23 protein-coding genes, 2 tRNA genes, 2 pseudogenes and 1 riboswitch are annotated in these 23,138 nt (G+C 70.7%); of the genes and pseudogenes, 9 read left to right on the forward strand and 18 right to left on the reverse strand.

Annotation, left to right across the window (positions count from 1 at the left end; genetic code table 11):
• Window positions 1-71 precede the first annotated feature (71 nt).
• Window positions 72-560, reverse strand: a complete 489-nt coding sequence (gene soxR / locus CFK38_RS02665; protein ID WP_096801684.1) for a redox-sensitive transcriptional activator SoxR — start codon at window positions 558-560, stop codon at window positions 72-74.
• 84 nt (window positions 561-644) lie between these two features.
• Here soxR and fdxA point away from each other — a divergent pair, with 84 nt between their 5' ends.
• The 3 genes from fdxA (at window position 645) to CFK38_RS02680 (ending at window position 1,891) form a co-directional block, all read left to right on the forward strand.
• Entirely contained in the window at window positions 645-974 is a 330-nt protein-coding gene (gene fdxA / locus CFK38_RS02670) for a ferredoxin (protein WP_096801685.1), read from the forward strand.
• 52 nt (window positions 975-1,026) lie between these two features.
• Window positions 1,027-1,416, forward strand: a complete 390-nt coding sequence (locus tag CFK38_RS02675; RefSeq protein WP_218192338.1) for a MerR family transcriptional regulator — start codon at window positions 1,027-1,029, stop codon at window positions 1,414-1,416.
• A gap of 88 nt (window positions 1,417-1,504) precedes the next feature.
• On the forward strand, window positions 1,505-1,891 hold the full coding sequence (locus CFK38_RS02680; protein WP_096801686.1) for a YciI family protein: 387 nt from the start codon (window positions 1,505-1,507) through the stop codon (window positions 1,889-1,891).
• 93 nt (window positions 1,892-1,984) lie between these two features.
• Here CFK38_RS02680 and CFK38_RS17870 read toward each other — a convergent pair.
• Together CFK38_RS17870 and CFK38_RS02690 are read right to left on the reverse strand one after the other, a co-directional pair.
• Window positions 1,985-2,143, reverse strand: a pseudogene (locus CFK38_RS17870) (hypothetical protein); the annotation flags it as partial.
• Window positions 2,144-2,202: 59 nt separating this feature from the next.
• Window positions 2,203-2,814 (reverse strand): LysE family translocator, encoded by a 612-nt coding sequence (locus tag CFK38_RS02690; RefSeq protein WP_157773323.1) that lies wholly within the window; start codon window positions 2,812-2,814, stop codon window positions 2,203-2,205.
• Window positions 2,815-2,984: 170 nt separating this feature from the next.
• Here CFK38_RS02690 and CFK38_RS02695 point away from each other — a divergent pair, with 170 nt between their 5' ends.
• Entirely contained in the window at window positions 2,985-3,413 is a 429-nt protein-coding gene (locus CFK38_RS02695) for an Lrp/AsnC family transcriptional regulator (protein WP_096801688.1), read from the forward strand.
• A 21-nt stretch (window positions 3,414-3,434) separates the two neighbouring features.
• Here CFK38_RS02695 and CFK38_RS02700 read toward each other — a convergent pair whose 3' ends face one another.
• The 5 genes from CFK38_RS02700 to CFK38_RS02720 all read right to left on the reverse strand — a co-directional run bounded on the left by CFK38_RS02700 (window position 3,435) and on the right by CFK38_RS02720 (window position 5,664).
• On the reverse strand, window positions 3,435-4,226 hold the full coding sequence (locus tag CFK38_RS02700) for a class F sortase (protein WP_096801689.1): 792 nt from the start codon (window positions 4,224-4,226) through the stop codon (window positions 3,435-3,437).
• Between the two features lies 1 nt (window position 4,227).
• Entirely contained in the window at window positions 4,228-5,007 is a 780-nt protein-coding gene (locus CFK38_RS02705; protein ID WP_096801690.1) for a CHRD domain-containing protein, read from the reverse strand.
• Window positions 5,008-5,298: 291 nt separating this feature from the next.
• A tRNA-Ala gene (locus CFK38_RS02710) sits at window positions 5,299-5,374 on the reverse strand.
• A gap of 12 nt (window positions 5,375-5,386) precedes the next feature.
• Window positions 5,387-5,569: a DLW-39 family protein gene (locus tag CFK38_RS02715; RefSeq protein ID WP_096801691.1), complete on the reverse strand. Its 183-nt coding sequence runs from the start codon at window positions 5,567-5,569 to the stop codon at window positions 5,387-5,389.
• A 21-nt stretch (window positions 5,570-5,590) separates the two neighbouring features.
• Window positions 5,591-5,664, reverse strand: a tRNA-Ile gene (locus tag CFK38_RS02720).
• A 241-nt stretch (window positions 5,665-5,905) separates the two neighbouring features.
• Here CFK38_RS02720 and CFK38_RS02725 point away from each other — a divergent pair.
• The 4 genes from CFK38_RS02725 (at window position 5,906) to CFK38_RS02740 (ending at window position 9,792) form a co-directional block, all read left to right on the forward strand.
• On the forward strand, window positions 5,906-6,607 hold the full coding sequence (locus CFK38_RS02725; protein WP_096801692.1) for a fasciclin domain-containing protein: 702 nt from the start codon (window positions 5,906-5,908) through the stop codon (window positions 6,605-6,607).
• Between the two features lie 91 nt (window positions 6,608-6,698).
• Window positions 6,699-7,331: an ECF RNA polymerase sigma factor SigK gene (gene sigK / locus CFK38_RS02730; protein ID WP_096801693.1), complete on the forward strand. Its 633-nt coding sequence runs from the start codon at window positions 6,699-6,701 to the stop codon at window positions 7,329-7,331.
• Window positions 7,328-8,227, forward strand: coding sequence for an anti-sigma factor (locus CFK38_RS02735; RefSeq protein ID WP_096801694.1), 900 nt, complete (start codon window positions 7,328-7,330; stop codon window positions 8,225-8,227). Before sigK ends, CFK38_RS02735 begins: the two co-directional genes overlap by 4 nt.
• Window positions 8,224-9,792: a molybdopterin-dependent oxidoreductase gene (locus tag CFK38_RS02740; RefSeq protein WP_096801695.1), complete on the forward strand. Its 1,569-nt coding sequence runs from the start codon at window positions 8,224-8,226 to the stop codon at window positions 9,790-9,792. The genes CFK38_RS02735 and CFK38_RS02740 overlap by 4 nt, the downstream gene beginning before the upstream one ends.
• Window positions 9,793-9,804: 12 nt before the next feature.
• On the opposite strand, the gene CFK38_RS02745 is transcribed toward CFK38_RS02740, so the two are convergent.
• Complete coding sequence (locus CFK38_RS02745; protein WP_096801696.1) at window positions 9,805-10,611, reverse strand: hypothetical protein; 807 nt, start codon at window positions 10,609-10,611, stop codon at window positions 9,805-9,807.
• A gap of 17 nt (window positions 10,612-10,628) precedes the next feature.
• On the opposite strand from CFK38_RS02745, the pseudogene CFK38_RS02750 reads away from it, so the two are divergent.
• Window positions 10,629-11,045 (forward strand): annotated as a pseudogene (locus tag CFK38_RS02750) (aminoacyl-tRNA deacylase); the annotation flags it as partial.
• A 35-nt stretch (window positions 11,046-11,080) separates the two neighbouring features.
• Here the strand turns inward: CFK38_RS02750 and CFK38_RS02755 are convergent.
• The 9 genes from CFK38_RS02755 to recF form a co-directional block, all read right to left on the reverse strand.
• On the reverse strand, window positions 11,081-11,677 hold the full coding sequence (locus tag CFK38_RS02755) for a DUF3566 domain-containing protein (RefSeq protein ID WP_096801697.1): 597 nt from the start codon (window positions 11,675-11,677) through the stop codon (window positions 11,081-11,083).
• A 3-nt stretch (window positions 11,678-11,680) separates the two neighbouring features.
• Window positions 11,681-14,533: a DNA gyrase subunit A gene (gene gyrA, locus CFK38_RS02760; protein WP_096801698.1), complete on the reverse strand. Its 2,853-nt coding sequence runs from the start codon at window positions 14,531-14,533 to the stop codon at window positions 11,681-11,683.
• An 87-nt stretch (window positions 14,534-14,620) separates the two neighbouring features.
• Window positions 14,621-16,738, reverse strand: a complete 2,118-nt coding sequence (gene gyrB / locus CFK38_RS02765) for a DNA topoisomerase (ATP-hydrolyzing) subunit B (protein ID WP_420835792.1) — start codon at window positions 16,736-16,738, stop codon at window positions 14,621-14,623.
• Between the two features lie 461 nt (window positions 16,739-17,199).
• Entirely contained in the window at window positions 17,200-17,691 is a 492-nt protein-coding gene (gene ribH / locus CFK38_RS02770) for a 6,7-dimethyl-8-ribityllumazine synthase (RefSeq protein WP_096801700.1), read from the reverse strand.
• Window positions 17,688-18,938, reverse strand: coding sequence for a 3,4-dihydroxy-2-butanone-4-phosphate synthase (gene ribB, locus CFK38_RS02775; protein ID WP_096801701.1), 1,251 nt, complete (start codon window positions 18,936-18,938; stop codon window positions 17,688-17,690). Before ribB ends, ribH begins: the two co-directional genes overlap by 4 nt.
• A complete protein-coding gene (locus CFK38_RS02780) occupies window positions 18,935-19,549 on the reverse strand; it encodes a riboflavin synthase (protein ID WP_096801702.1) in 615 nt (204 codons plus the stop codon). Before CFK38_RS02780 ends, ribB begins: the two co-directional genes overlap by 4 nt.
• A 15-nt stretch (window positions 19,550-19,564) precedes the next feature.
• The gene (ribD, locus tag CFK38_RS02785; protein ID WP_096801703.1) at window positions 19,565-20,626 is read right to left on the reverse strand and encodes a bifunctional diaminohydroxyphosphoribosylaminopyrimidine deaminase/5-amino-6-(5-phosphoribosylamino)uracil reductase RibD; all 1,062 of its coding nucleotides are present in this window, start codon (window positions 20,624-20,626) and stop codon (window positions 19,565-19,567) included.
• A gap of 124 nt (window positions 20,627-20,750) precedes the next feature.
• A riboswitch (FMN riboswitch) is annotated at window positions 20,751-20,880 on the reverse strand.
• 184 nt (window positions 20,881-21,064) lie between these two features.
• On the reverse strand, window positions 21,065-21,877 hold the full coding sequence (locus CFK38_RS02790; RefSeq protein ID WP_096801704.1) for a DciA family protein: 813 nt from the start codon (window positions 21,875-21,877) through the stop codon (window positions 21,065-21,067).
• Window positions 21,874-23,133, reverse strand: coding sequence for a DNA replication/repair protein RecF (gene recF / locus CFK38_RS02795; protein ID WP_096801705.1), 1,260 nt, complete (start codon window positions 23,131-23,133; stop codon window positions 21,874-21,876). The genes CFK38_RS02790 and recF overlap by 4 nt, the downstream gene beginning before the upstream one ends.
• Window positions 23,134-23,138: the final 5 nt, after the last annotated feature.

Consider the following 23,138-nt stretch of genomic DNA (forward strand, 5'->3'; position numbering starts at 1 on the left):
TTCGTGGGGTGGACGTTCGGTCCGAGCCCCGACCATAGAACGTCAAGCGCCCTAGAGGTCAACGCGGGCCGTCACCGTTCGTCACCGGCGGACTCCTCGTCCTCGACGACGTCCTCCAGCCGGCGCGGCCCGGCACCGGTCGCAGCGAGGGCGTCATCAGGGTTCAGCAGTGCGCAGGCCTTCAGGGAGAGGCAGCCGCAGCCGATGCAGCCGGTGAGCTCGTGCTCGAGCCGTTCGATCGCGCGCCGCCGCTCCTCGAGCTTCTTCTTCCACTGCCTGGAGGCACGCTGCCAGTCGGCATGGGAGGGGGTGCTCTCCATCGGGACCTCGCCGAACGCCTCCTTCACGTCGGCCAGCGGCATGCCCAGTCGCTTGGCGACGGAGATCAGCGAGACCCGACGCAGCATATGGCGCGGATAGCGGCGCTGGTTCCCGCCGGTGCGCACCGATCCCACCAGACCCAGCTCCTCGTAGTAGCGCAGGGCGGAGGCCGCCACGCCCGTGCGGCGACCCATCTCGCCGATGGTCAGCAGCTCATCGGGCTCATGCGTGGGATTCACGCCTCACCCCTCCCGCTCACGTCTTGACCTCAAGTGTGCTTGAGATCCTACGCTCCTGGACAACACCTCAGGAAGGACCTCCCCATGACCTACGTGATCGCCCTGCCGTGCGTGGACGTGAAGGATCGCGCCTGCGTGGACGAATGCCCCGTGGACTGCATCTACGAGGGCAATCGGATGCTGTACATCCAGCCCGACGAATGCGTGGACTGCGGTGCCTGCGAACCCGTCTGCCCGGTCGAGGCGATCTTCTACGAGGACGACACCCCCGATCAGTGGGCCGAGTACTACGACGCCAACGTCGACTTCTTCGACGATCTCGGGGCCCCCGGCGGTGCGGCGAAGATGGGCGTGATCGACAAGGACCATCCGCTCGTCGAGGCGCTGCCGCTGCAGCCCAACCCCCTGGCCTGACACGCGTGGGAGGTTCCCCGGTCCGGTTCGTCCCGCTGCCTAGACTGCGGGCATGACCGCATCTGTCACCCGTGTGAGCTCTGCTCCGCAGACGCTCTTGAGCATCGGGGAGCTCTCCTCTCACACCGGTGTGAGCCCTCGCTCCCTGCGGTACTACGAGGAGCAGTCCCTCTTGCCGGCCCGCCGCACCCCGGCCGGTCATCGACGCTACGACCGGGAGTCCGTGGACCGGGTCGCCCTGGTCCAGCGGCTGTTCGCCGCCGGGCTCACCAGCACCGAGATCCGCCCGGTGCTGCCCGGGCTGGTCGACGAGGAGCACCGCACCGGGGATCTGGTGACCACGCTGCGCGAGCACCGCTCCCGCCTGCAGCAGGAGATCGCTCGGCAGCTCGACACCGTCGACATCCTCGACGAGGTCATCGAGTACCAGGAACGGACCTGACCCCACCGTCGCCTCAGGTGCTCCGCAGGTGTTCCCCCCCACCGCCGGAGCGGAGGAGAATGGGTGGCCCCTGCCCAAGGAGGCCACCATGGCCAAGTACGTGCTCCTGAAGCATTACCGAGGCGCCCCTGCCGGGGTGAACGACGTCCCCATGGAGCAGTGGTCCGAGCGCGATGTCGCCGATCACCTGCAGTACATGGAGGACTTCGCCGAGCGGCTGCGGGAGAGCGGCGAGTTCGTCGACTCCCTGGCGCTGTCCGACCGCGGCACCTTCGTGCGGTACGACGGCGTGGGCAGGCCCCCGCTCACCGATTCCGCCGCGCTGGACGCGAAGGATCTGGTGGCGGGCTGGATGATCATCGACGTGGCCGATCACGACCGGGCCCTGGAGCTCGCGGCCGAGCTCTCCGCGGAGCCCGGGAAGGACGGGGAGCCGATCCACGAATGGCTCGAGCTGCGCCCCGTCCTCGGCTGAGAGCCGCCCGGGCCCCGCAGATCGCACGTCAGCGGAGGTGGCGCTCGCAGCCCGCAGTGGTGAGGAAGGCCGGGAACTCCTCCCCCAGCACCGCTCCTTGAGGATCGGCATGCCCTCCTCGGTGAGCATCCCCTGGTTGATCCACTGCCACAGCTGGGAGCGGGAGATCTCGGCGGTCGCGGCGTCCTCCCTCAGGTGGTCGATCGCCGCCGCTCCCTGCCCCTGCAGCCAGGAGTCGAGGTAGCGCATCGAGTTCCTCGAGCGGCATGCGCCGACGGGGGCGGCCGACGGGGCGTGAGAGCGCCTCGGCGCTATCCGCGCACGACCCCGAGCAGCAGGAGCACGGCGAGCCCCCCGTAGACCGTGCCCGCCACGGCGTCCAGGGACAGGCGGACGCGACGCCGGCCGAGCACGGCGTCCCGGAAGAGTCCGGCCGTGCTGCCGATCGTGATGTCCGCGATCAGCCCGATGAGCTGGAGCAGCAGACCGAGCATGAGCATCTGCGCGAGAGGGTGCTCTCCCGCCGAGCCGAGGAACTGAGGCAGGAAGGCCACGAAGAACAGCGCCACCTTGGGGTTGGTGATGTTCACCAGGAAGCCGCGCCGGAACACGTTCGGGACCGCCCCCGCCTCCGCGATCTCCGCCCCGGCGCTGCGCCAGGTGGTGATGGCGAGGTAGGCCAGGTAGCCGGCGCCGGCGATCCGGATCGCATCGAGGGCGGCGGGCAGTTGCGTCAGCGCGACGCCCAGCCCCGTCGCCGCGACGAGCACCCAGACGGTCATCGCGGAGGTCACGCCGAAGGCACCGCGCACCGCCGCCCTCCGACCCTGATTGATGCCGGTCGCGACCAGGAACGCCATATCGGGTCCCGGGGTCACCAGGATCACCAGCACCGCCACGAGGAACGCGGGCAGAACGGTCACATCGAGCACTTCGCCACCTTCGACTCTCAGCGGGAGGAACTCCCGAAAACCAGGCCCTCACCTGGGCCAAGAGAGAAGATAGTGGTCGGCGATGCGGCGCCGCAATCACCGAGTTGCGGACAGGATGCGGAATTCTCCAGCACTCTGTCTGGTGGCGTTACGCTGACTGCGTGCTCGACGACCTGGATTACCGCCTCATCGCCCTTCTGCGCTCCAACAGCCGCACCCCGGTGGCGGTCCTGGCGCGGGAGCTGGGGATCAATCGCTCGACCGTCACCTCGCGGATCGACCGCCTGGTGGACACCGGGGTGATCGAGGGCTTCACGATCCGGGTCAGCAGCGACCTCGAGCAGGACTCGGTGCAGGGCGTGATGCTCGTGGCCACCGACACCCGCCGCAACCACGACATCGTCCACGAGATCCGCGGATATCCGGAGATCGAGCAGTTCCACTCGACCACCGGGACCTGGGACCTGGTGATCCAGCTGCGCTGCCGCAACCTCTCCGATTTCGATCTGGTGCTCGAACGCATCCGGGCCCTGCCGGGCGTGAACTCCACCCAGACGAGTCTGCTGTTCAGCTCGCTGCGCACCGCGTAGTCAGGCACCGGCGGCGCGGCCTCACCCCTCGATGAGCCGGGCGGAGATCACGGTGTTGTCCAGGTGGTGCTCGTCCTCGTCCAGATCCCCGCTGCAGGTGATCAAGCGCAGCTCCGGCCCGGCTGTCCTGCCGTAGACGGCCACGGTGGGGAACTCGTCCTTGGGGTACCGGGCCGCGTCGTACACCTCGAAGGTCGCGACGCTCCCGTCCTGGCGGTCGACCTCGATGCGGTCGCCGGGCTCCAGGGCTCCGAGCTCGAAGAACACCGAGGGGACACCGCCCCAGGTCACGTGGCCCTCGATGACGGCGGGCCCGGTCTCGCCCGGGGTGGGTGAGCCCTCGAACCAGGCCGCGAGGTCAGCCCGCTCACCGCGCGGGGCGAGCAGCTGTCCGTCCTGTCCGAGACCGATCGGGAACACCTGCTCATCGACGCCGATCGCGTCGATCCGCAGCCCCGTCGGCTCCGACGCGGGCAGTGGGGCCGCCACGGGCGTCTCCGGCGGGGCCGTGGCCGGCTGCTGCGACGGTTCGGCCGCCGCGGTGCTCGGGACGGCCGACGGCTCCGCGCTCCCTTCGTCCGAGGGCTCCGCGCTCTCTTCGCCCGCGGGCTCCGCGCCGCCGCCGTCCGACGGCTCCACTGCGCCGCTGTCCGCCAGCGGGTCGTTCGTGCGCAACGGCGGTTCCGGCGGGGCGCCGACCTGGCTGGTCAGCGCGAACACCACAAGAGCAGCGCCGAGCAGGCCGAGGACCGCCAGAACGACGGCCGCCGTGCGACGGCCGCCGTCCTGTCGGGATGCTCCCTGAGGGTTCATCTCACTTCTGGGTCTGACGACGGCGCAGCGCGAAGCCACCGGCAGCCGCTGCGGTCAGCAGACCGCCTCCGGCCAGCAGAGCGCCGGCCTGCTCGATGCCAGCGGTGGTGCCGTCACCGGTCTCCGCACCGCCCTCGGGCCACTGCTCCATCTGGGCCAGGTCGAGCGTGCCGCAGGCGGCAGGATCGGTGGCCTCCGAGGGCAGGCTCGGGTCCAGATCGGACTCCTGCTCGCCGTCGTAGGTGCCGTTGCCGTTGTGGTCCACGCCGTGCAGCACCACGGAGCCATCACCCTTGGCGAGGCTGGCGGCGACGTCGTCGTTGACCTCGAAGGTGCGCTCATAGGTCGCGTCACCGACCGGGAACCGATCCACGGCCAGGGCGCTGTCGGGGCTGGTATCGCCCTCCTTGGTCAGCGAGACCTGCACACCGCCGTAGGAGCCGGCGGCGTCCGTGGTGCGGATCGCGCCGTCGACCCCGGTGCCCTCCATGTTCGGGTCAGGGCACTGGTTGGTGCCGCCGATGTGGATGTGCTGGGCGTGGGGGGCCTCGGCGAGCATGCCGGAGCTGTCGAGCTTCACGGTGACCTCGTTGCCGTCGAGCGTGATCCACGCCGTGCCGGAGGCTCCGGAGTCGTTCAGCTCGCTGAGGTGAGCCTCGAGGGTGGCGGAACCCTGCCCGCCGTCGTGGTCGTCGGCCAGTGCAGCGCCGGAGGCGCCGAGCGTGCCGAGGGCGACCGTGGCCGCGAAGAGGGGGAGCAGTCGCTTCGTCGTCGTACGCATGATGACTCCTTCGTCGAATGCCGGACGACCCTTTGGTCGTCGTGGGCGGCGATCCAGGAGGGGTTCGGAGCCTGACGGCGAGCGGATTGGAGGGATTCCTGCACGCGATCCCGCGCGCCGCTCCCAGGGCCGGACGTCGCCCCGGGATTCGTCCCTCACCTGGGCTTCTGCAGATTCTGGCGGAGCCGAACGATCGGTCGGCCGCTGCGGCCGTCCTCGCCGGGCGAGAACCGGCGCGGTGATGACGAGAGGCCCTTCCCCGTGTCCGGGGAAGGGCCTCTGTCTGGTGCGTGGTGGAGACTAGGGGGGTCGAACCCCTGACCTGAAGCTTGCAAAGCTACCGCTCTACCAACTGAGCTAAGTCCCCGTGCGCGGAAGATCAGGCGGTGCGGGCCGGTGCGGGCTGTGCCGTCGCCGACTCGGCGTCCTGCTCGGCGGAGATGCGCTCCGCCTCGTTCCACAGATCATTGCGGATGTGGTCGGATTCGACCTTCCGCCATACGAGGAGTCCCGCGATCGACGTCCCGGTCAGGACGGCGGCGGCGGTGATGAACTTCTTCATGAGTTCCTCCGATCCTCGAAGTGGGCCTAACTGGACTTGAACCAGTGACCTCTGTCTTATCAGGACAGCGCTCTAACCGACTGAGCTATAGGCCCATGGGGATCACAGCCGGAGCAGCTCCGGATGTCGACCACCGACGCACCACTGTACGGCGAGCGTGGCACGGCGTCCACCTCGCGGGGGTCGGTGTTTCCGAGGTCACAGCGTCCCCCACCGCACCGGATCACGTCCCATCCGATCCCCTCCCGGCTCCGAACCCCTGATGTGACTCCCCCTCCCGGGGATGTCCGGCGCTCGCATCGTGAGCGTGCCCGCAGCATCTCCAAGGAGTTCGTCATGAGCAGATCCACGATCCTTCCCCGTCTCGGGGTCCTCGTCGCCACCGCGGCTCTGATGAGCGCCTGCTCCGGCGGGATGGGCGAGGACACGCCCAGCTCCGAGGGTGAGCAGCCCGCCGCCACGCAGGGGCAGTCCGCCGAGGAGGGCGGCATGGCCTCCGACGGCGGCGGCGAGATGGGCATGGACCCGGCGGCGAACCTGGTCGGCCCGGGCTGCGCGGACTACGCGGCGATGGTGCCCGACGGTGCCGGCTCGGTCGAGGGCATGGCCCAGGACCCGGTCAGTGTCGCCGCCTCGAACAACCCGATGCTCACCACGCTGACCTCGGCCATCTCGGGCGAGCTGAACCCGGACGTGGACCTGGCCGACACCCTCGACGGTGACGAGTTCACCGTGTTCGCCCCGGTGGACGACGCCTTCGCGGCCATCCCCGAACAGGACCTGACGGCCCTGGCCGGTGACACGGAGGGCCTCACCGAGGTGCTGACCTATCATGTGGTGCCCGGTCAGCTCACCCCCGACGAGATCGCCGGGACCCTCACCACCGTGCAGGGCGAGGACATCGAGGTCACCGGCAGCGGTGACGACCTGATGGTGGGCGATGCGGCCGTGATCTGCGGCGGGGTCCAGACCCAGAACGCGACCGTCTACCTGATCGATACCGTTCTGATGCCTCCGGCCATGGCGGAGCAGGGCTGAGCGGGACAGACTGCATTGTCGCCCCGAGCGGGCGAGGAATGGACCTCTCACCCATCTCCGTCCGCTCGGGTTCCCGTACAGAAGGAGCCGCATGCCTTCGGAGCCCATCCCCACAGATCCGGCGCACCGATCACCCGGTGATGCCGCCCTGCGCCCGCTGCACGGTGAGGAGCTCCGGGCCCCCGCGCCCGCTGAGCTGCTGGGTCGCATCGCCCTCGGCGACGAGGACGCCTTCTCCCGCCTGTACGACGACACCGCGCCGCTGCTGTTCGGACTGATCCGGCGCGTGGTGCGGGACGTGGCGATGAGCGAGGAGGTGCTGCAGGAGGTGTTCGTGGAGGTATGGCGGCAGGCCACCCGCTTCGATGCCCACCGCGGCAGCGCACGGGGATGGCTGTGCACCATCGCCCACCGCCGCGCGGTCGACACGGTGCGCTCGAGCGAAGCGGCGCGGCGGAGGGATTCCGAGGAAGGTCTGCTGCAGATGGAGCAGCAGGTCGTGGATGTGCAGGAGGAGGGGATCATGAGGGTCGAGAGCCAACGCGTGCAGACCGCGATGGGTGCGCTCACCCCGGCACAGGCCGAGGCGATCCGCCTCGCCTACTTCGGCGGCTACAGCCATCGCGAGGTGGCAGCCCTGCTCGATGTCCCCGTCGGGACGGCGAAGACTCGGATCCGTGACGGCATGATCGTGCTGCGAGACCGATTGGGGGTGACCTCGTGAACGAGCAGAAGCACACCATGACCGGTGCCTGGGCGCTGAACGCCCTGGACGCCGAGGAGCGCGAACAGGTGCGTCGCTACCTCGCGGAGGATCCCGAGGCCGCCGCCGAGGCCGCCGCCTTCGAGGAGACCGCCGCCGAGCTCGCCGGCAGCCTCCCCCCGCTCGCCCCGCGTCCGGAGCTGAAGGCCGCGGTGATGGCCCGCATCGGCACCACCCGCCAGCTCTCCCCGCTCCCGGAGGAGGAGGACTCGCCGCAGACCGACGCAGCCTCGGGAGAGGCTCCCGCCGTCGCGCCGGGCGACGTCCCGTCCCCGCGACCTGTCGCTGGTGCGGCCGAGGACATCACGGCGCCGCCGAGCCCGCCGGCGCAGGTCGTCTCCCTGGACCGTTTTCGGGCGAGCAGGCGCAGCAACCGCTGGACCGCGGTCGCCGCGGCGGCGCTGCTGCTGACCACGATCGCCGGGGCCGGGCTGTGGAACAGCGAGCGCATCGCCGAGCAGGAGGCCCGCGCGAGCCTCGCGGCCATGGCCTCCGAGCAGGCGAGCGCCGAGGCGGAGCGCGCCATGCTCTCGACGATCCTGGCCTCGGACGATGCTGCGCATCTGGCCATCCCCTCCCAGGACGGCGGTTCCCTGCAGCTGCTGTACTCCCGAGAGCAGGGAGCGATGTTCGTGCAGGCCGCGGACCTGCCCACCCTGCCCGCGGACAAGGCGTACCAGCTGTGGATGATCGACGACTCCGGTATCGCCAGCGCCGGGATGCTCGAGGAGCCGGCCGCCGCGGTCATCCATGACGGCGCGATCCCGGAGGGCGTGACCGTCGGTCTGACCATCGAGCCCGCCGGCGGCTCGGCACAGCCGACGATGGATCCGATCGCGGCCGGGGTGCTGTCATGAGCTCCCCGTCCCACCGGCTCGCCCCGGCCCGTCGCTCCGCCTCCGGCTGGTCGGCGGTCTCCGGGGTGGTCGCGGGGCTGGTGCTGGTGGCCGTCGCCGAGCTGCTCTCGCTGGCCTTCAGCTCCTCCTCCGCGCCCTTCGTGGCCGTCGGCGGCGCCTTCGTGGACATCGTCCCGCCCGGGGTGAAGGACCTGGTGATCAGCCTGTTCGGCACCCGGGACAAGCTGGTGCTGTTCCTCTCGATGATCGTGGTGTACGCGGCGCTGACCGCGCTGATCGGCCGGCTGGGGGCCACCCGACCCCGCCCGGCGGCCGCTCTGCTCGCCGGTCTCGGCGTGCTCGCGATGGTCCTCGTGCTCACCCGCGCCCAGAACACAGCGCTCGACGTGGTGCCCACCCTGATCGGCACCGTGGTCGCGGTCCCGACCCTGCTGCTCCTGCTGCGCACCGTCCGCGCCCCCGCCGCCGTGGACGACCCCGGCGCCGCCTGGACCCGTCGTCGCTCCCTGCTCGGCATCGGCGCTGTGGGCCTGCTCGCCGTGGTCGCCGCTGCGACCGCGCGCAGCATCACCGCGAGCCGCGAGCTCGCCCGGCGGACCGCGCAGTACGTGCTGCCGACCCCCCGCAGCACCGCGGCACCGATCCCGCCGGACGCCCAGGTCCAGCTCGAGGGGATGCCGCCCTTCGTCACCCCGAACGGCGAGTTCTACCGGATCGACACCGCCCTCGCGGTACCGCGCGTGGACCCCACCACCTGGCAGCTGCGGATCCACGGTCTGGTGGACCAGGAGCTCACGATGGACTTCGCGCAGCTGCTCGCGGAGCCGATGATCGAGAAGCATCTGACGCTGGCCTGTGTCTCCAACCCGGTCGGCGGAGATCTGGCGGGCAATGCGACCTGGCTCGGGGTCCCCGTGCGCACTCTGCTGGAGCGGGCCGGGGTCAAGGACGGGGCGGACATGGTCCTGTCCCGGTCGATCGACGGGTTCACCGCCTCCACCCCTCTCGAGGCGCTGACCGATGCCCGGGACTCGCTGATCGCCGTGGGCATGAACGGCGAGCCGCTGCCGGCCCAGCACGGCTACCCGGTGCGGATGGTGGTGCCGGGCCTGTACGGCTACGTCTCGGCGACCAAATGGCTCACCGAGCTCAAGGTCACCCGCTTCGCGGACGACGTCGCCTACTGGTCCACCCGGGGCTGGTCCGAGCGCGGGCCGATCAAGATCGCCTCCCGCGTGGACGTGCCCCGCTCCTTCGGGGAGCTGAGTCCGGACGGCGAGGGAGCCGTGATGCTCGGCGGCACCGCCTGGGCGCAGCAGCGCGGCATCGCCAAGATCGAGGTGCGGATCGACGACGGGGACTGGCGCGAGGCCGATCTCGGCGCGGAGGTCACCGAGGACACCTGGGTGCAGTGGTCGTTGCGCTGGGAGGACGCCGCGCCCGGCGACCACTCCGTCACGGTCCGTGCCACCGATGGTGAGGGAGAGCTCCAGACCTCCCAGCGGGCGAACCCGGCACCGAACGGGGCCAGCGGCTGGCACACCGTGCGCTTCAGCGTGGTCTGAGCAGCGCTCCGCTCAGCGCGGCAGCCCATCGGGCGCGACCAGTCCGTGCCCGGTGACCAGCTCGTGCAGTGCTGACGGTGCCGCAGCGAGGGCGGCGCAGACCTCCGCGGCATCACCGCGGGTCAACGAGGAGCCGGTCAGACCCACCAGCTCGTCGAACAGCTCCTGCTGGCGGTGCCGGAGCGGGATCGGCAGGTCCCCCTGGGCGATCACGCCCCAGAGCGATGCATACACGTCGAAGTGCGCCGGCTCCTGTCCGGTGGCGAGATGGAGCGGGAACTCCTCGGCGGAGAGTCGGAGACGGTCATAGTTCGGCTCGGTCTCGTCGACCACGGCCAGCTGCTCCTCGTCGAACCAGGTCGCCACCAGCTCCATGCGCTCCCCCTCGGCCCGGTACGGGGCGGCCGGCAGGTAGCCGGGGGCGGCGATGCTCGCGACATGCCCGACGGCCAGGTCGTGCACGGTGCAGCGCACGAATGGCGTGGTCACCGGGATGTCACGGCCGGAGCGACGGTACTTGCGGGCGATGGTCTCCGGAGTCTGGTTGGAGCCGACGGCAAGCACCAGCGTGCGCTCCGCCAGGGGCGCGACCCCCTCCGCTGCGAGAGCCTGCTCGATGGCGGCGATGTCCACCAGCGCGTCGTCGACCTGCTCCGTCGGGGCGTCGACACCGCCGCTGGGGTCGAGATCCACGATCTCCTCGCTCAGCAGCAGCGCCGACCGGATCGCCGGTCCCAGCCACGGGTAGTCCTCAGGTGCGCTGGGGTGGGCCGGGGCATCGGGACGGGCGAGGACAGCGGCGGACGAGGAGGAGGCCATCCCCTCACCCTAGCGAGATCGCCCCAGCGGTCCCAGGACACCGCGACCACCCTCACCCGGCCGCGGCCGCGCGCGGCGTGGAGCCCGGGGACCTCCTCAAGACTCTGGTGGTGCGGCGCGCGGAGGGCGACTTCCTCTTCGTGCTGGTGCCCGGCGACCGCGAGATCTCCTGGCCGAAGCTGCGCGCGCTGCTGGGCGTGAACCGACTGTCGATGCCGGACAAGGAGGTCGCGAAGGAGGTCACCGGCTACGAGCGCGGCACGATCACGCCTTTCGGGGCGAGCACCGCCTGGCCGGTGGTCGCTGACAGCGACCTCTCCGGCGATCCCGAGCGCAGGATCTCCCTCGGAGCCGGAGCCCATGGCGTCGCCGTCACGGTCCCGCCCGAGGCGACCCTCGTCCACCTCGACGCCCGGATCGCCGACATCACCGAGCGCAGATCACTCCGCGGAACCGGCCCGTCCGCACCTCACTCGTCGGTGAAGGTCATCTTCAGCCCGCCCAGCAGCGCCGCCACCAGGTTGTACAGGAAGGCCCCCAGGGTGCCGAGCGCGGTGATGATCACGACGTTCACCACCGCGACGATGGTGCCGTAGCTGGTCATCTTCGAGAAGGTGAAGAACTCCATGAACGGCAGCGGCTCGCCGCCGTTGAGATCCCGGCCCAGCTGATCGATCTTGGCCCAGAGGCCGATCGCCTCGACCAGGTTCCACAGCAGGATCACCGCGACCACGGTGGCGATCCCGATCGCGATCGCCGCCAGGAAGGACAGCTTCATCACCGAGAACGGGTCCAGGCGGGCCAGCGTGAGGCGCACGCGGCGCGGCCCGCGACGCTCCGTCTCCGCCGGGTCGGCGATGCCGGTGGTCTTCTTCGGGCTGCGGCTGGCGCCCCGGGCCGCCGAGCCCCGGCCGGCGCCGATGGTCTGCTCCCCGGCGTCCGTCGTCGAGGTCTCCGCCGACGTCGGGGACTCCGGCGACGGCTTCTCCGTGAAGGCCGGGAGCGTGGACGTGGACTCTGCCGGGCTGGAGGGCCCGGAGGTGGTCCTGGAGTCACTGGTGCTCACGGATCACTCCTCGTTCGGGTCGGCGTCGTCGGTCGACGACTGGTCGGACTCGTCAGAGCCTAGAACATCGTCCCCGTCGCTCACACCTTCAGGTGCGTCATGAGCGGAGATCTCCACACCCTCCTCGCTCTCGGAGCCGGCAGTCGCTGCGCCGTCAGCGGGATCGGTGTCGACGATCTCCGGCGTCTCCGCCTCGTCCTCGTCGACCTCGGACTCCTGGCCGGTGGTGACCAGCAGGATGCGGTCGCGCTTGTCGGGCTTGGCGAAGACCACGCCCATCGTGGTGCGGCCCTTGGCCGGCACCTCGGAGACCTTGGAGCGGACCACGCGGCCGCGCTCCATCACCACCAGCAGCTCGTCGGACTCCTCCACGACGGCGGCACCGACCAGGTGACCGCGGTCGTCCGGCAGCTTCGCGACCCGGATGCCGAGGCCACCACGGCCCTGCAGGCGGTACTCGTCGATGCTGGTGCGCTTGGCGAAGCCGCCGTCGGTCACGGTGACCACGAAGCTGTCCGGGCGCACCACGTCCATGGCCAGCAGCCGGTCGTCGTGGCGGAACTTCATCCCGGTGACACCGCTGGTGGCACGTCCGGTCGGGCGCAGCGTGCCGTCGTCGGCGGGCATCCGCACGGACTGGCCGTTGCGGGAGACCAGCAGGATCTGATCGTCGGCGTCGACGGCGCGGGCGGCGATCACGCGGTCCGGCTGCGTGCCGTCGGGGCCGTCGATGTCGCGCAGGTTGATGGCGATGATGCCGCCGGTGCGGCTGGAGTCGAAGGCCGGCATGGCGGTCTTCTTCACCAGTCCGGATTCGGTGGCCAGCACCAGGTACTGGGCATCCTCGTAGCTGTCGATCGCGAGCACCGAGGCGATGTGCTCGTCCGGCTGGAAGGCCATCAGGTTGGCCACGTGCTGGCCCTTCGCATCCCGCGGCGCCTCGGGCAGCTCGTAGCCCTTGGCGCGGTAGACTCGGCCCTGGTTGGTGAAGAACAGCAGCCAGCGGTGCGTGGTGGTGGTGAAGAAGTGCTCGACCACGTCGTCCTCGCGGAGCGAGGCGCCGCGCACCCCCTTGCCGCCGCGCTTCTGGGCGCGGTACTGGTCCTCCCGGGTGCGCTTGACGTAGCCGCCCCGGGTGATGGTGACGACCATGTCCTCCTCGGGGATGAGATCCTCCATCGCCATGTCCCCGGCGAAGGGGAGGATCTCGGTGCGGCGGTCGTCGCCGTACTTGTCGACGATCTCCTGCAGCTCCTCGGAGACGATGTCCCGCTGCCGCTGCGGGTCGGCGAGGATCGCGGTGTACTCCTCGATCAGGGCCTGCAGACGGTCGTGCTCCTCGATGATCTTCTGGCGCTCCAGGGCGGCCAGGCGGCGCAGCTGCATCGCGAGGATCGCATTGGCCTGGACCTCGTCGATCTCCAGCAGCTCGATCAGCCCGGTGCGAGCCTGGTCGACGTCCGGCGAGCGGCGGATCAGCGCGATCACCTCGTCCAGCGCATCGAGCGCCTTGAGGTAGCCGCGGAAGATGTGGATCTGCTCCTCGGCCTTGCGCAGGCGGTACTTCGTGCGGCGCACGATGACGTCGATCTGGTGCTTGGTCCACTCGCGCACGAAGGAGTCGATCGACAGGGTGCGCGGCACCCCACCGGCGAGCGCCAGCATGTTCGCGGAGAAGTTCTCCTGCAGCTGGGTGTGCTTGAAGAGGTTGTTCAGCACCACCTTCGCCACGGCGTCCCGCTTCAGGGTGATGACCAGGCGCTGACCGGTGCGGCCGGAGGTCTCATCGGTGATGTCGGCGATGCCGCTGATCTTGCCCAGCTTCACCATCTCCGCGATCTTGCGCGCCAGGGTGTCGGGGTTGACCTGGTAGGGCAGCTCGGTGACCACCAGCGACATCCGACCATTGATCTCCTCGGTGGAGACCACGGCGCGCTGGGTGATGGAGCCGCGGCCGCTGCGGTAGGCGTCCTCGATCCCCGAGGTGCCCACGATCGTCGCGCCGGAGGGGAAGTCCGGGCCCTTGATGAAGCGCAGGCAGGCCTCGAGCAGCTCGGGCTTGGTGGCCTCGTGGTTGGTCAGCAGCCACTGGACCGCCTCGGCCACCTCGCGCAGGTTGTGCGGCGGGATGTTCGTGGCCATGCCGACGGCGATGCCGGCAGAGCCGTTGACCAGCAGATTCGGGAAGCGGGCGGGCAGCACGGAGGGTTCGTCGACCGTGTTGTCGTAGTTGCCCTGCATGTCCACGGTGTCCTGCTCGATGTCCCGCACCAGCTCCAGGGCCAGCGGCGCCATCTTGCACTCGGTGTATCGCGGGGCCGCGGCGCCGTCGTCGCCGGCGGAACCGAAGTTGCCCTGGCCCAGGATCAGCGGGTAGCGCATCGACCAGGGCTGCACCAGGCGCACCATGGCGTCATAGATCGCGGAGTCGCCGTGGGGGTGGTAGTTGCCCATCACCTCGCCGACGACCTTCGCGGACTTCGAGAAGGAGCGGTCGGGACGGTAGCCGCCGTCGAACATCGCGTAGACGATGCGGCGGTGAACGGGCTTGAGGCCGTCGCGCACGTCCGGCAGGGCGCGGGAGACGATGACGCTCATCGCGTAGTCGAGGTAGGAGCGCTGCATCTCCTGATTGAGGTCGACCTGCGTGATGCGGTCGATCTCGTCCTCGTCCAGCGGATCGACCAGGGTCACGGTGCGCGAGGCCGCCTCGTCGGCGGAGATCTCGTGGGCGCCCTCGGGCGTCTCCTGGCCGCCGACGCCGACGTTCTGCGCGGGCGTCGGGGTCTCCTCGGAGCTCGTGCTCTCCTCCGGGGTCGATCCGGGATTCGTGGGGTCCTGCGGGGTGTCACTCATGGGGCAAGAGGCCTTTCAGCTGGGGCCGAGGATTCGTGGGGTCCCCGGGGGTGCGCGGGCGGGCCGGCACCGCCCCGGGGGCCGTCGTCAGATGTCGAGGAAGCGGACGTCCTTGGCGTTCTCCTGGATGAAGCGGCGGCGGGACTCGACGTCATCGCCCATCAGGACGGAGAAGATGGTGTCGGCGTCGGCGGCCTCGTCGACCGTGACCTGCTTCAGGGTGCGGGTGGTCGGATCCATGGTGGTGGACTGCAGCTCCTTCCAGTCCATCTCGCCCAGACCCTTGTAGCGCTGGATGCCGTTGTCCCGGGGGATGCGGCGGCCGGCGGCGCGGCCGGCCTCGAGGCGCTCGTCGCGCTCCTCGTCGCTGAAGACGTACTCGTGCGGGGCGTTGGTCCACTTCAGCCGGAACAGCGGCGGCATCGCGATGAACACGTGGCCCAGCTCGATCAGCGGGCGCATGTAGCGGAACAGCAGCGTCAGCAGCAGGGTGCAGATGTGCTGGCCGTCGACGTCGGCATCGGCCATCAGGACGATCTTGTGATAGCGCAGCTTGGTGGCGTCGAAGTCCTCGCCGATCCCGGTGCCGAAGGCGGTGATCAGCGAGCGGACCTCCTGGTTGTCCAGGGCCCGGTCCAGTCGCGCCTTCTCGACGTTGAGGATCTTGCCGCGGATGGGGAGGATCGCCTGCGTGCGCGGGTCCCTGCCCATCACCGCGGAGCCGCCGGCGGAGTCGCCCTCGACGATGAAGATCTCGGACTCGGCAGGATTGCGGGAGGAGCAGTCGCGCAGCTTGCCGGGCATCCCGCCGGTCTCCAGCGGGGACTTGCGACGGGTGGCGTCGCGGGCCTTGCGGGCCGCCTCGCGGGCGGCCGCGGCGGCCTGGCCCTTCATGACGATGGACTTGGCCTCCTGGGGATTGGAGGCGAACCAGTCCTGCAGCTGATCGGTCATCACCTTGACCAAGAAGGTGCGGGCGATGGTGTTGCCGAGCTTGGTCTTGGTCTGGCCCTCGAACTGGGGTTCGCCCAGCTTCACGGAGATCACCGCGGTCAGGCCTTCGCGGATGTCCTCGCCGGTGAGGTTGGCGTCCTTCTCCTTGAGCAGGCCCTGGGCCCGCCCGTACCGGTTCACGATCGAGGTCAGCGAGGAGCGGAAGCCCTCCTCGTGGGTGCCGCCCTCGTGGGTGTTGATGGTGTTGGCGTAGGTGTGCACCGACTCCGAGTAGGCACCGGTCCACTGCATCGCGACCTCGACCGAGATCTTCGCCTCGGTGTCCTCGGACTCGAAGGAGATGATCTCGGGGTGGATGACCTCGGCGCGCTTGGTGGTGTTGATGAACTCGACGAAGTCCTGCAGGCCGCGCTCGTAGAGGTAGGAGACGGTGCGGGGACCGGAGTCCTTCGTCGTCTCCTCGTGCTCGACGTCGACGGGGTCGAGATCATCGTCCTCGGCCTCGTCGCCCTCGGGGGTGCGCTCGTCGGTCAGCGTCAGGCGCAGGCCCTTGTTCAGGAACGCCATCTGCTGGAACCGCTTGCGCAGCGTCTCGAAGTCGTAGATCGTCTCGTCGAAGATCTCGTCATCGGCCCAGAAGGTGATGGTGGTGCCGGTCTCGTCGGTCGCCTCGCCCTTCTCGAGCTCCATGGTCGGCACGCCGCGGGAGTAGCTCTGGCGCCAGACGTGCCCGTCACGGCGGATCTCCACGTCCATGCGGATGGACAGGGCGTTGACCACGGAGGAGCCCACGCCGTGCAGGCCGCCGGAGACCGCGTAGCCGCCGCCGCCGAACTTGCCGCCGGCGTGCAGCACGGTGAGCACCAGCTCCACGGCGGGCTTGCCCTCGGTGGGGTGCATGGCCACCGGGATGCCGCGGGCGTGATCGACGCAGCGCACGCCGCCGTCCTCCCGCAGCGTCACCTCGATGCTGTCCCCGTGCCCGGCCATCGCCTCGTCGACCGAGTTGTCCACGATCTCCTGGACCATGTGGTGCAGGCCGCGCTCACCGGTGGAGCCGATGTACATGCCGGGGCGCTTGCGGACCGCCTCGAGGCCCTCGAGGACGGTGATGTCCGAGGCGTCGTAGTGCTCCGGGGCATGTGCCGCACGCTCACCGGCCGTGGTGGGCGTGATCGAGGGTGCTGCCGCTGCCTCGCCCGCTCCGGGGGACGGGTCGGGGGTGCCGGTGGGCACGTCCTGATCGGGCATGGGGCGGTCGCTGTCGCTCACCTGATGTGGCTCCTCGCAGTCCAGGGTCCCCCGCTCGGAATGCGGCGGGGCGGTTCGGCAGGACCTCACGGGCAGGAGCGTCGACGAACGCACGGGACCCACTCATCGCCGCGCGCGCGTACGCGCGCGAGCGGCGACTGACCGGATCCGACGAGTATGCCGACGGCAGAAGTCCGCGGGGACGTCGGAAGACGTCGGCCGAACCTCCTCGATTCTAGCGGAGAACGCTCGCCGAACCTATTCGACCCGTCACAGCTGTGGATGGCGCGACGTGCAATCCCCCTCAGGCGGCCCGGAGATGCCGCGAATCCGGCTCCGGGGGCCGTGGGACGAGGTCCCGTACCCCGCCCGGGGTGTTCGGACGGCACAGGGGCCTTCTCTCGTGATGATCCCGTCGCGCTCGCGCGTCGTCGGCCCCCGTGCCGCTCCGCTCGAGCCCGTCAGGCTCCTCCCTCGCGCCTCGCGGCGAGGCCCGCCAGCACGTGCGCCGTGGTCAGCGCCGCGGACGCAGCCTCATATCCTTTGTCCTCGACGGAGCCGGGCAACCCCGCACGATCCAGCGCCTGCTTCTCGTCATCGCAGGTCAGGAGACCGAACCCGATAGGGACGCCGTGGTCGAGCCCGACCCGGGTCAATCCGTCGGTCGCCGCGGCGCACACGTACTCGAAGTGCGGGGTGCCGCCACGGATCACGACGCCGAGCGCCACCACGGCGTCATGATCGCGGGCCAGGGCGTCGGCGAGGACCGGCAGCTCGAAGGAGCCCGGCGCGCGCACCACCGTGGGCTCGGCGATGCCGGCCTCGGCGGCGCCGCGCAGCGCACCGGCGAGCAGTCCGTCCATGACCTGCTCGTGCCAGGTCGCGGCGACGATCGCGAGACGGGTGCCGCTGCTGTCGGGGATCGGGGCGGTGGGGCTTCCGTGGCCGCTCATGCGGTCTCTCCTTCGGTGGGGATGGTGGGCAGGGCCGGGAGATCACGGAGACGGTGCCCCAGTCGGTCCCGCTTGGTGGTGAGATAGGTGAGGTTCTCCGGAGTGGGATGGGTGTCGAGATCGATGGTCCCGGCCACCTCGACGCCCCCGCCGACCAGCGCGTGGGCCTTCTCCGGATTGTGCGTGAGCAGCTCGACCGCGCTCACGCCGAGGTGGGCGAGCATGCCGGGCACGGCCGCGAAGGAGCGGGAGTCCACGGGCAGGCCGAGGTCGAGATTGGCGTCGACCGTGTCCCGGCCGGCGTCCTGCAGGGCGTAGGCCCGCAGCTTCTGAACCAGACCGATGCCGCGGCCCTCGTGCCCGCGCAGCAGGATCAGCACCCCGCGACCGGCCTCGTCGATGCGGGCCAGGGACTCCTGGAGCTGCGGACCGCAGTCGCAGCGGCGGGAGCCGAACACGTCACCGGTCACGCACTCGGAGTGCACCCGGGTCAGGACCGGTGCGGCGGTGGTGACGTCCCCGCGCACCAGCACCAGATGCTCCGCGGTGCCCTCGCGCACGGCGAGCGCCTCGAAGGTGCCGTGCGGGGTGGGCAGCGGGACCGGCGCGGTGATCTCCAGGGCCGGGCGGTCGGTGCGCCGACGGTGTGCGGCCAGGTCCTCGATGGAGATCATCCGCAGCTCGTGGCGGTCGGCGAACTCGCGCAGCGCAGGGCCCCGCATCATCTCGCCGTCGTCGTGGACCAGCTCCACGATCATCCCCACCGCGGGCAGACCCGCGAGACGGGTGAGGTCCACGGCGGCCTCGGTGTGGCCGCGGCGCTCGAGCACGCCCCCGTCCTTGGCCCGCAGCGGGAGCACGTGCCCGGGACGGATCAGGTCGGTGGGCACGGTGTCCCGGCCGGCGAGCACCTGGAGGGTGCGGGCACGATCGGAGGCGCTGATCCCGGTGGTCACGCCCGCGCTCGCGTCGACGCTCACCGTGTAGGCGGTGCGCAGGGGGTCGGCGTTCTCCCGCACCATCAGCGGCAGCTCGAGAGCATCGGCCCGGGTGGCGCTCATCGGCGCGCACAGCAGTCCGCTGGAATGGCGCACGGCGAAGCCGATCAGGGCGGGCGTGGCGGCGGAGGCGGCCAGGATCAGGTCGCCCTCGTTCTCGCGGTCCTCGTCGTCGACGACGACGACGGGGCGACCGGCGGCGATCGCAGCGAGCGCGTCCTCGATGGGGTCCAGTCGCAGGGTGTTCATCGGATCTCCTCGGCAGCGGGCAGCAGGGTGGCGGTGAGCTTCTCGACGTACTTCGCCAGCACGTCCACCTCGAGGTTCACCCGATCGCCGATCCTGCGGCGGCCCAGGGTGGTGCGGGCGAGGGTCTCGGGGATGAGCCCGAGGGTGACCTCGTCACCGGCGATCGCGGCGACGGTGAGGCTCACGCCGTCCACGGCGAGGGAGCCCTTGGCGACGACATAGCGGGCCAGGCCGTCCGGCAGGGTGAGACGCAGCAGGGTGGTGCCACCCTCCTCGTCCCGGCCGGTGATCTCGCCGACCCCGTCGACGTGGCCCTGGACGATGTGGCCGTCCAGGCGCCGATCGGCGCGCACGCAGCGCTCGAGGTTCACGGTGTCCCCGGGGGTGAGGTCCCCGAGGGAGGTGGCGGCCACCGTGGTGGAGATGACGTCGGCGGTCCAGTGCTCGCCCTCGACCGCGGTGACGGTCAGGCAGCAGCCGCTGACGGCGATCGAGTCACCGAGCGCGATGCCCTCCAGGACGTGCGGGGAACGGATCCGCAGGCGGGTGGGATCGGTGCCCGCAGTGAGCTGCTCGACGGTGCCGAGCTCTTCGATGATGCCGGTGAACATGGTGGTCCTTCCTGGTCAGGCGGTGCGGCGGCGGGGGCGGAGGAGGAGGCGGAGGTCGGTGGCTCCGCCCGGGGAGGGCAGCATCACGACGTCGACCAGGTCGAGGTCGAGGCGGTTCGCGAGGGTGGTGATCGAGAGGTCCTCGACCGCGGGGCGGCCGGCGCCCAGCAGGGTCGGGGCGAGGTGGACGATCAGCTCGTCCACCAGGCCGGCGCGCAGGAAGGCGGCGGTGACGATCGGTCCGCCCTCGACCAGCACGTGCCGGATCCCGCGGTCGAACAGCAGTTCCAGAGCGGCCGACGGGTCATGGGTGAGCAGACGGACCTGCTCCCCGGCACCGTCGATATCGGGCAGCGAGGGCGCGGTGGAGGTACCCATGACGGCCCGCAGCGGTTGGCGCGGATACAGCGCGCCCTCGGGTCGGCGGGCGGTGAGGGTGGGATCGTCGGCGCGGGCGGTGCCGGTGCCCACCAGCACGGCGTCGCAGGTGGTGCGCAGGAGGTGGACCTCCTCCCGCGCGGCCGGGCCGGTGATCCACTGGCTGGTGCCGTCCGCGGCGGCGGCACGACCGTCGAGGGTGAGGGCGATCTTGGCGGTGACCAGGGGGCGGGCATGCTGCAGCCCGTGCTCCCAGCCTCGATTCAGTGTCTCCGCGGCCGCGGCGAGCTCCTCCGGGACGTCGAGGTCGACCTCGATCCCGGCCTCGCGCAGCCGCTCGATGCCGCCGGTCGCGACGGGGTTCGGGTCCTGCCGAGCGATGACGACCCGGCCGATGCCGGCCTCGAGGAGGGCATCGGCGCAGGGGCCGGTGCGACCCCGGTGCGCGCAGGGTTCGAGGGTGACCACGGCGGTGGCACCGGTCACGGAGGTGGTGACCCCGTCGGTCCGGGCCCGAGCGAGGGCATCGGCCTCGGCGTGCGCGGTGCCGGCACCCCGATGATGGCCCTCGGCGAGGACCTCACCGGCCGGGCTCAGCAGCACACAGCCCACCCGCGGGTTCGGACCCAGCGGGACGGCGGGGTCGGCCGCGATCTCGAGGGCACGGCGCAGTGCCCACCGCTCGGCAGCGTCCAACATGGTCTCTCCTCCACTCCGCTGCTCGCGGACCCGGAGGGAGAGGAAGGAGGTACGGGAACCACATCACCGGGGGTCGTCGTGCGGCGCAGAGCGTGCGCGGCGACGGTGCGCCCGAGGACGTCGTTCGCGTGCGCTTCCCATCCGGACTCTGACCGTCGGTCCAGGAGTTCCACCTGGTCAGCCGAGGGCCAGAGGCCATCGGGTCGCGGACTATCACCGCCGGCTCGGAATTTCACCGACCCCAGTGCACGCGAGCTGCATCAGCTCGTCTGGCCATACCGTAGCAGGGCGCGGTGCCGCGATGTCCTCATATGACCGGCGCCTCACCTCAGCCGGCGCCCCCTGCGCTGATCTCCTGCCGCTCGACCCTCACAGCACGTCGATCAGCCAGCACCCCCTTCGCTGGTCTCCTGCCGCTCGTCCCTCGCAGCACGTCGATCAGCCGTAGGTATCCCGGGGGCCGCGCCAGGTCACGGTGCGGCGGCCCTTCTTCCAGCTGCGCTGGGCGGCGGCCGGACCGGTGACCGTCAGCTCGGAGATCACGTGGGAGCCGACGCGCTCCTCGATCGTGGTGATCAGCTGGGGGGTGAGCATCCGCAGCTGCGCGGCCCAGGCCGAGGAGGAGGCACTGACCACCAGCACGCCCTCGTCGAAGGAGACCGGCCGGCAGTGGGTCGCGAGCCGTTCACCCACGATGTCGTCCCACTCCTCCAGCACCCTCCCGGCGCTCATCCCTGCGTTCCAGCCGAGGTTGCCCAGCACCTTCTTCAGCACGTTCTCGATGCCCTGCGGATCGCGGGGGTCCGGGCGCGATCCGGAATAGCCAGGTGCCCGGCCCGAACGGTCCCTCACATCCCTGGCCTGCGTCTTCGCCGAGATGGGGAAGAGTCCGCGATCGCGGGCGGCCGCCCGGGAGCGATTCACGGTGCGGCGGGCGAGCTCGAAGGGATCCGCGAGCGAGGGCAGCTCCGGCGGATCGAAGAGGACCTCTCCCGGGACGGGCGAGGGCCCACCGCGATCGGCATCGACCTGAGGTCCCCGCCTCCTCCGCTCGCCCGGCGGCCGCGCCTCTGCCGGCCGGTGCTCCGGCGATCGGGGATCCGTCGATCCGGTCTCCGTCGACCGCGGCGGCTCCGGCGCTGCCTCGGCCGGTGCGCCCGTCCCGGACCAGGTGCCCAGGCCATAGGGATTGGCGAGGGTCGGCCGCACCCGTCCGCCCTCGCCGGCGCGCGAACCCCCCTTGCCGGTCATGACCGGGATCCGCTCCCGCGGGGGACCGCGTCGCCGAGACTGACCTCGATCACATGGATCTCGCCGTCGAGGGAGTCGGGGATGTCGGAGTCGTTGGCGGTGGTGATCAGGACCTGCGAGGCGCTGGTGACGATCCGGCCCAGGCGCTCGCGCCGGCGGGTGTCAAGCTCGCTGAACACGTCGTCGAGGATGAGGATCGGTTCGCCGTCGCCCAGGTCCCCCTCCTCGAGCCGCAGCAGGTCGTAGGAGGCCAGCCGCAGCGCGAGCGCGAGCGACCAGGACTCGCCGTGACTCGCGTAGCCCTTGGCCGGGAAGTCGTGGAGCCGGATCTCCATGTCATCGCGGTGCGGCCCGGTCAGGGTCGCGCCGCGGTCGATCTCCTCGTCGTGGCCGGTCACCAGCATCTCGAGCATCGCGTCCTGGATCTCACGGGTCCCGGGCAGGGAGCCGACAGGCGCGCCCAGCTCCTCGAGCACCGAGGAGCGATAGCGGATCGAGGCCGGGGAGTTCACGTCGCCGCGCTGGTCAGGCGGCAGGTCGAGCCCCGGATCGGCGCCTTCATCGGTCGACACCCGCAGATAGGAGTAGCCCAGATGAGGGCTCAGCCGGTTGACCAGATGGAGCCGGGCGCGCAGCAGCTCGGCACCGAAGCGGGCCAGCTGCTGGTCCCAGACCTCGAGCGTCGAGGCCGCGGAGTCGGCCGGATCCAGACCGGCCACGCTGCGACCGCTGCCGCCGCGTCGTAGGGAGCGCATCTGCTTGAGCAGGTTGCCGCGCTGTTTGAGCACCCGGTCATAATCAGCCTTGACGGAGGCGAAGCGGGGGGCGATCTCGAACAGCAGCTCATCCAGGAAGCGGCGCCGTCCCTCGGGATCGGCCTTGACCAGGCCCAGATCCTCGGGAGCGAAGAGCACCGCCCGCACCTCACCGAGCAGATCGCGCAGCCGGGAGACGTTCTGCCCCTGCAGCCGCGCCCGGTTGGACCTGCCCGGGGTGATCTCGAGGTCGACCTGCAGGGGCCGGCCGGCGCGCACGAAGCTCGCCCGGATGATCGCAGTGCTCTCCCCGCGGTGCACGAGAGCCGCGTCGTGGGGGACCCGGTGGCTGGACAGCGTCGCGAGGTACCACAGCGCTTCGACGATGTTGGTCTTGCCCTGGCCGTTCTGGCCGACGAGCACCGTGATGCCGGGCTGGAACGACAGGCTCAGCCGGGGGTAGGAGCGGAAATCGGTGAGGTCGAGTGCGGTCAGCTGCACGGAGG

The sequence above is a fragment of the Brachybacterium vulturis genome (assembly GCF_002407185.1).
Taxonomy (GTDB): Bacteria; Actinomycetota; Actinomycetes; order Actinomycetales; family Dermabacteraceae; genus Brachybacterium; species Brachybacterium vulturis.

Coding starts and splice junctions, on each gene's coding strand:
- fdxA (WP_096801685.1), top strand. CDS start 645: ATGACCTACGTGATCGCCCTGCCGTGCGTGGACGTGAAGGATCGCGCC.
- CFK38_RS02675 (WP_218192338.1), top strand. CDS start 1,027: ATGACCGCATCTGTCACCCGTGTGAGCTCTGCTCCGCAGACGCTCTTG.
- CFK38_RS02680 (WP_096801686.1), top strand. CDS start 1,505: ATGGCCAAGTACGTGCTCCTGAAGCATTACCGAGGCGCCCCTGCCGGG.
- CFK38_RS02700 (WP_096801689.1), bottom strand. CDS start 4,226: ATGAACCCTCAGGGAGCATCCCGACAGGACGGCGGCCGTCGCACGGCG.
- CFK38_RS02705 (WP_096801690.1), bottom strand. CDS start 5,007: ATGCGTACGACGACGAAGCGACTGCTCCCCCTCTTCGCGGCCACGGTC.
- CFK38_RS02715 (WP_096801691.1), bottom strand. CDS start 5,569: ATGAAGAAGTTCATCACCGCCGCCGCCGTCCTGACCGGGACGTCGATC.
- CFK38_RS02725 (WP_096801692.1), top strand. CDS start 5,906: ATGAGCAGATCCACGATCCTTCCCCGTCTCGGGGTCCTCGTCGCCACC.
- sigK (WP_096801693.1), top strand. CDS start 6,699: ATGCCTTCGGAGCCCATCCCCACAGATCCGGCGCACCGATCACCCGGT.
- CFK38_RS02740 (WP_096801695.1), top strand. CDS start 8,224: ATGAGCTCCCCGTCCCACCGGCTCGCCCCGGCCCGTCGCTCCGCCTCC.
- CFK38_RS02745 (WP_096801696.1), bottom strand. CDS start 10,611: ATGGCCTCCTCCTCGTCCGCCGCTGTCCTCGCCCGTCCCGATGCCCCG.
- gyrA (WP_096801698.1), bottom strand. CDS start 14,533: ATGAGTGACACCCCGCAGGACCCCACGAATCCCGGATCGACCCCGGAG.
- gyrB (WP_420835792.1), bottom strand. CDS start 16,738: ATGCCCGATCAGGACGTGCCCACCGGCACCCCCGACCCGTCCCCCGGA.
- ribH (WP_096801700.1), bottom strand. CDS start 17,691: ATGAGCGGCCACGGAAGCCCCACCGCCCCGATCCCCGACAGCAGCGGC.
- ribB (WP_096801701.1), bottom strand. CDS start 18,938: ATGAACACCCTGCGACTGGACCCCATCGAGGACGCGCTCGCTGCGATC.
- CFK38_RS02780 (WP_096801702.1), bottom strand. CDS start 19,549: ATGTTCACCGGCATCATCGAAGAGCTCGGCACCGTCGAGCAGCTCACT.
- ribD (WP_096801703.1), bottom strand. CDS start 20,626: ATGTTGGACGCTGCCGAGCGGTGGGCACTGCGCCGTGCCCTCGAGATC.
- CFK38_RS02790 (WP_096801704.1), bottom strand. CDS start 21,877: ATGACCGGCAAGGGGGGTTCGCGCGCCGGCGAGGGCGGACGGGTGCGG.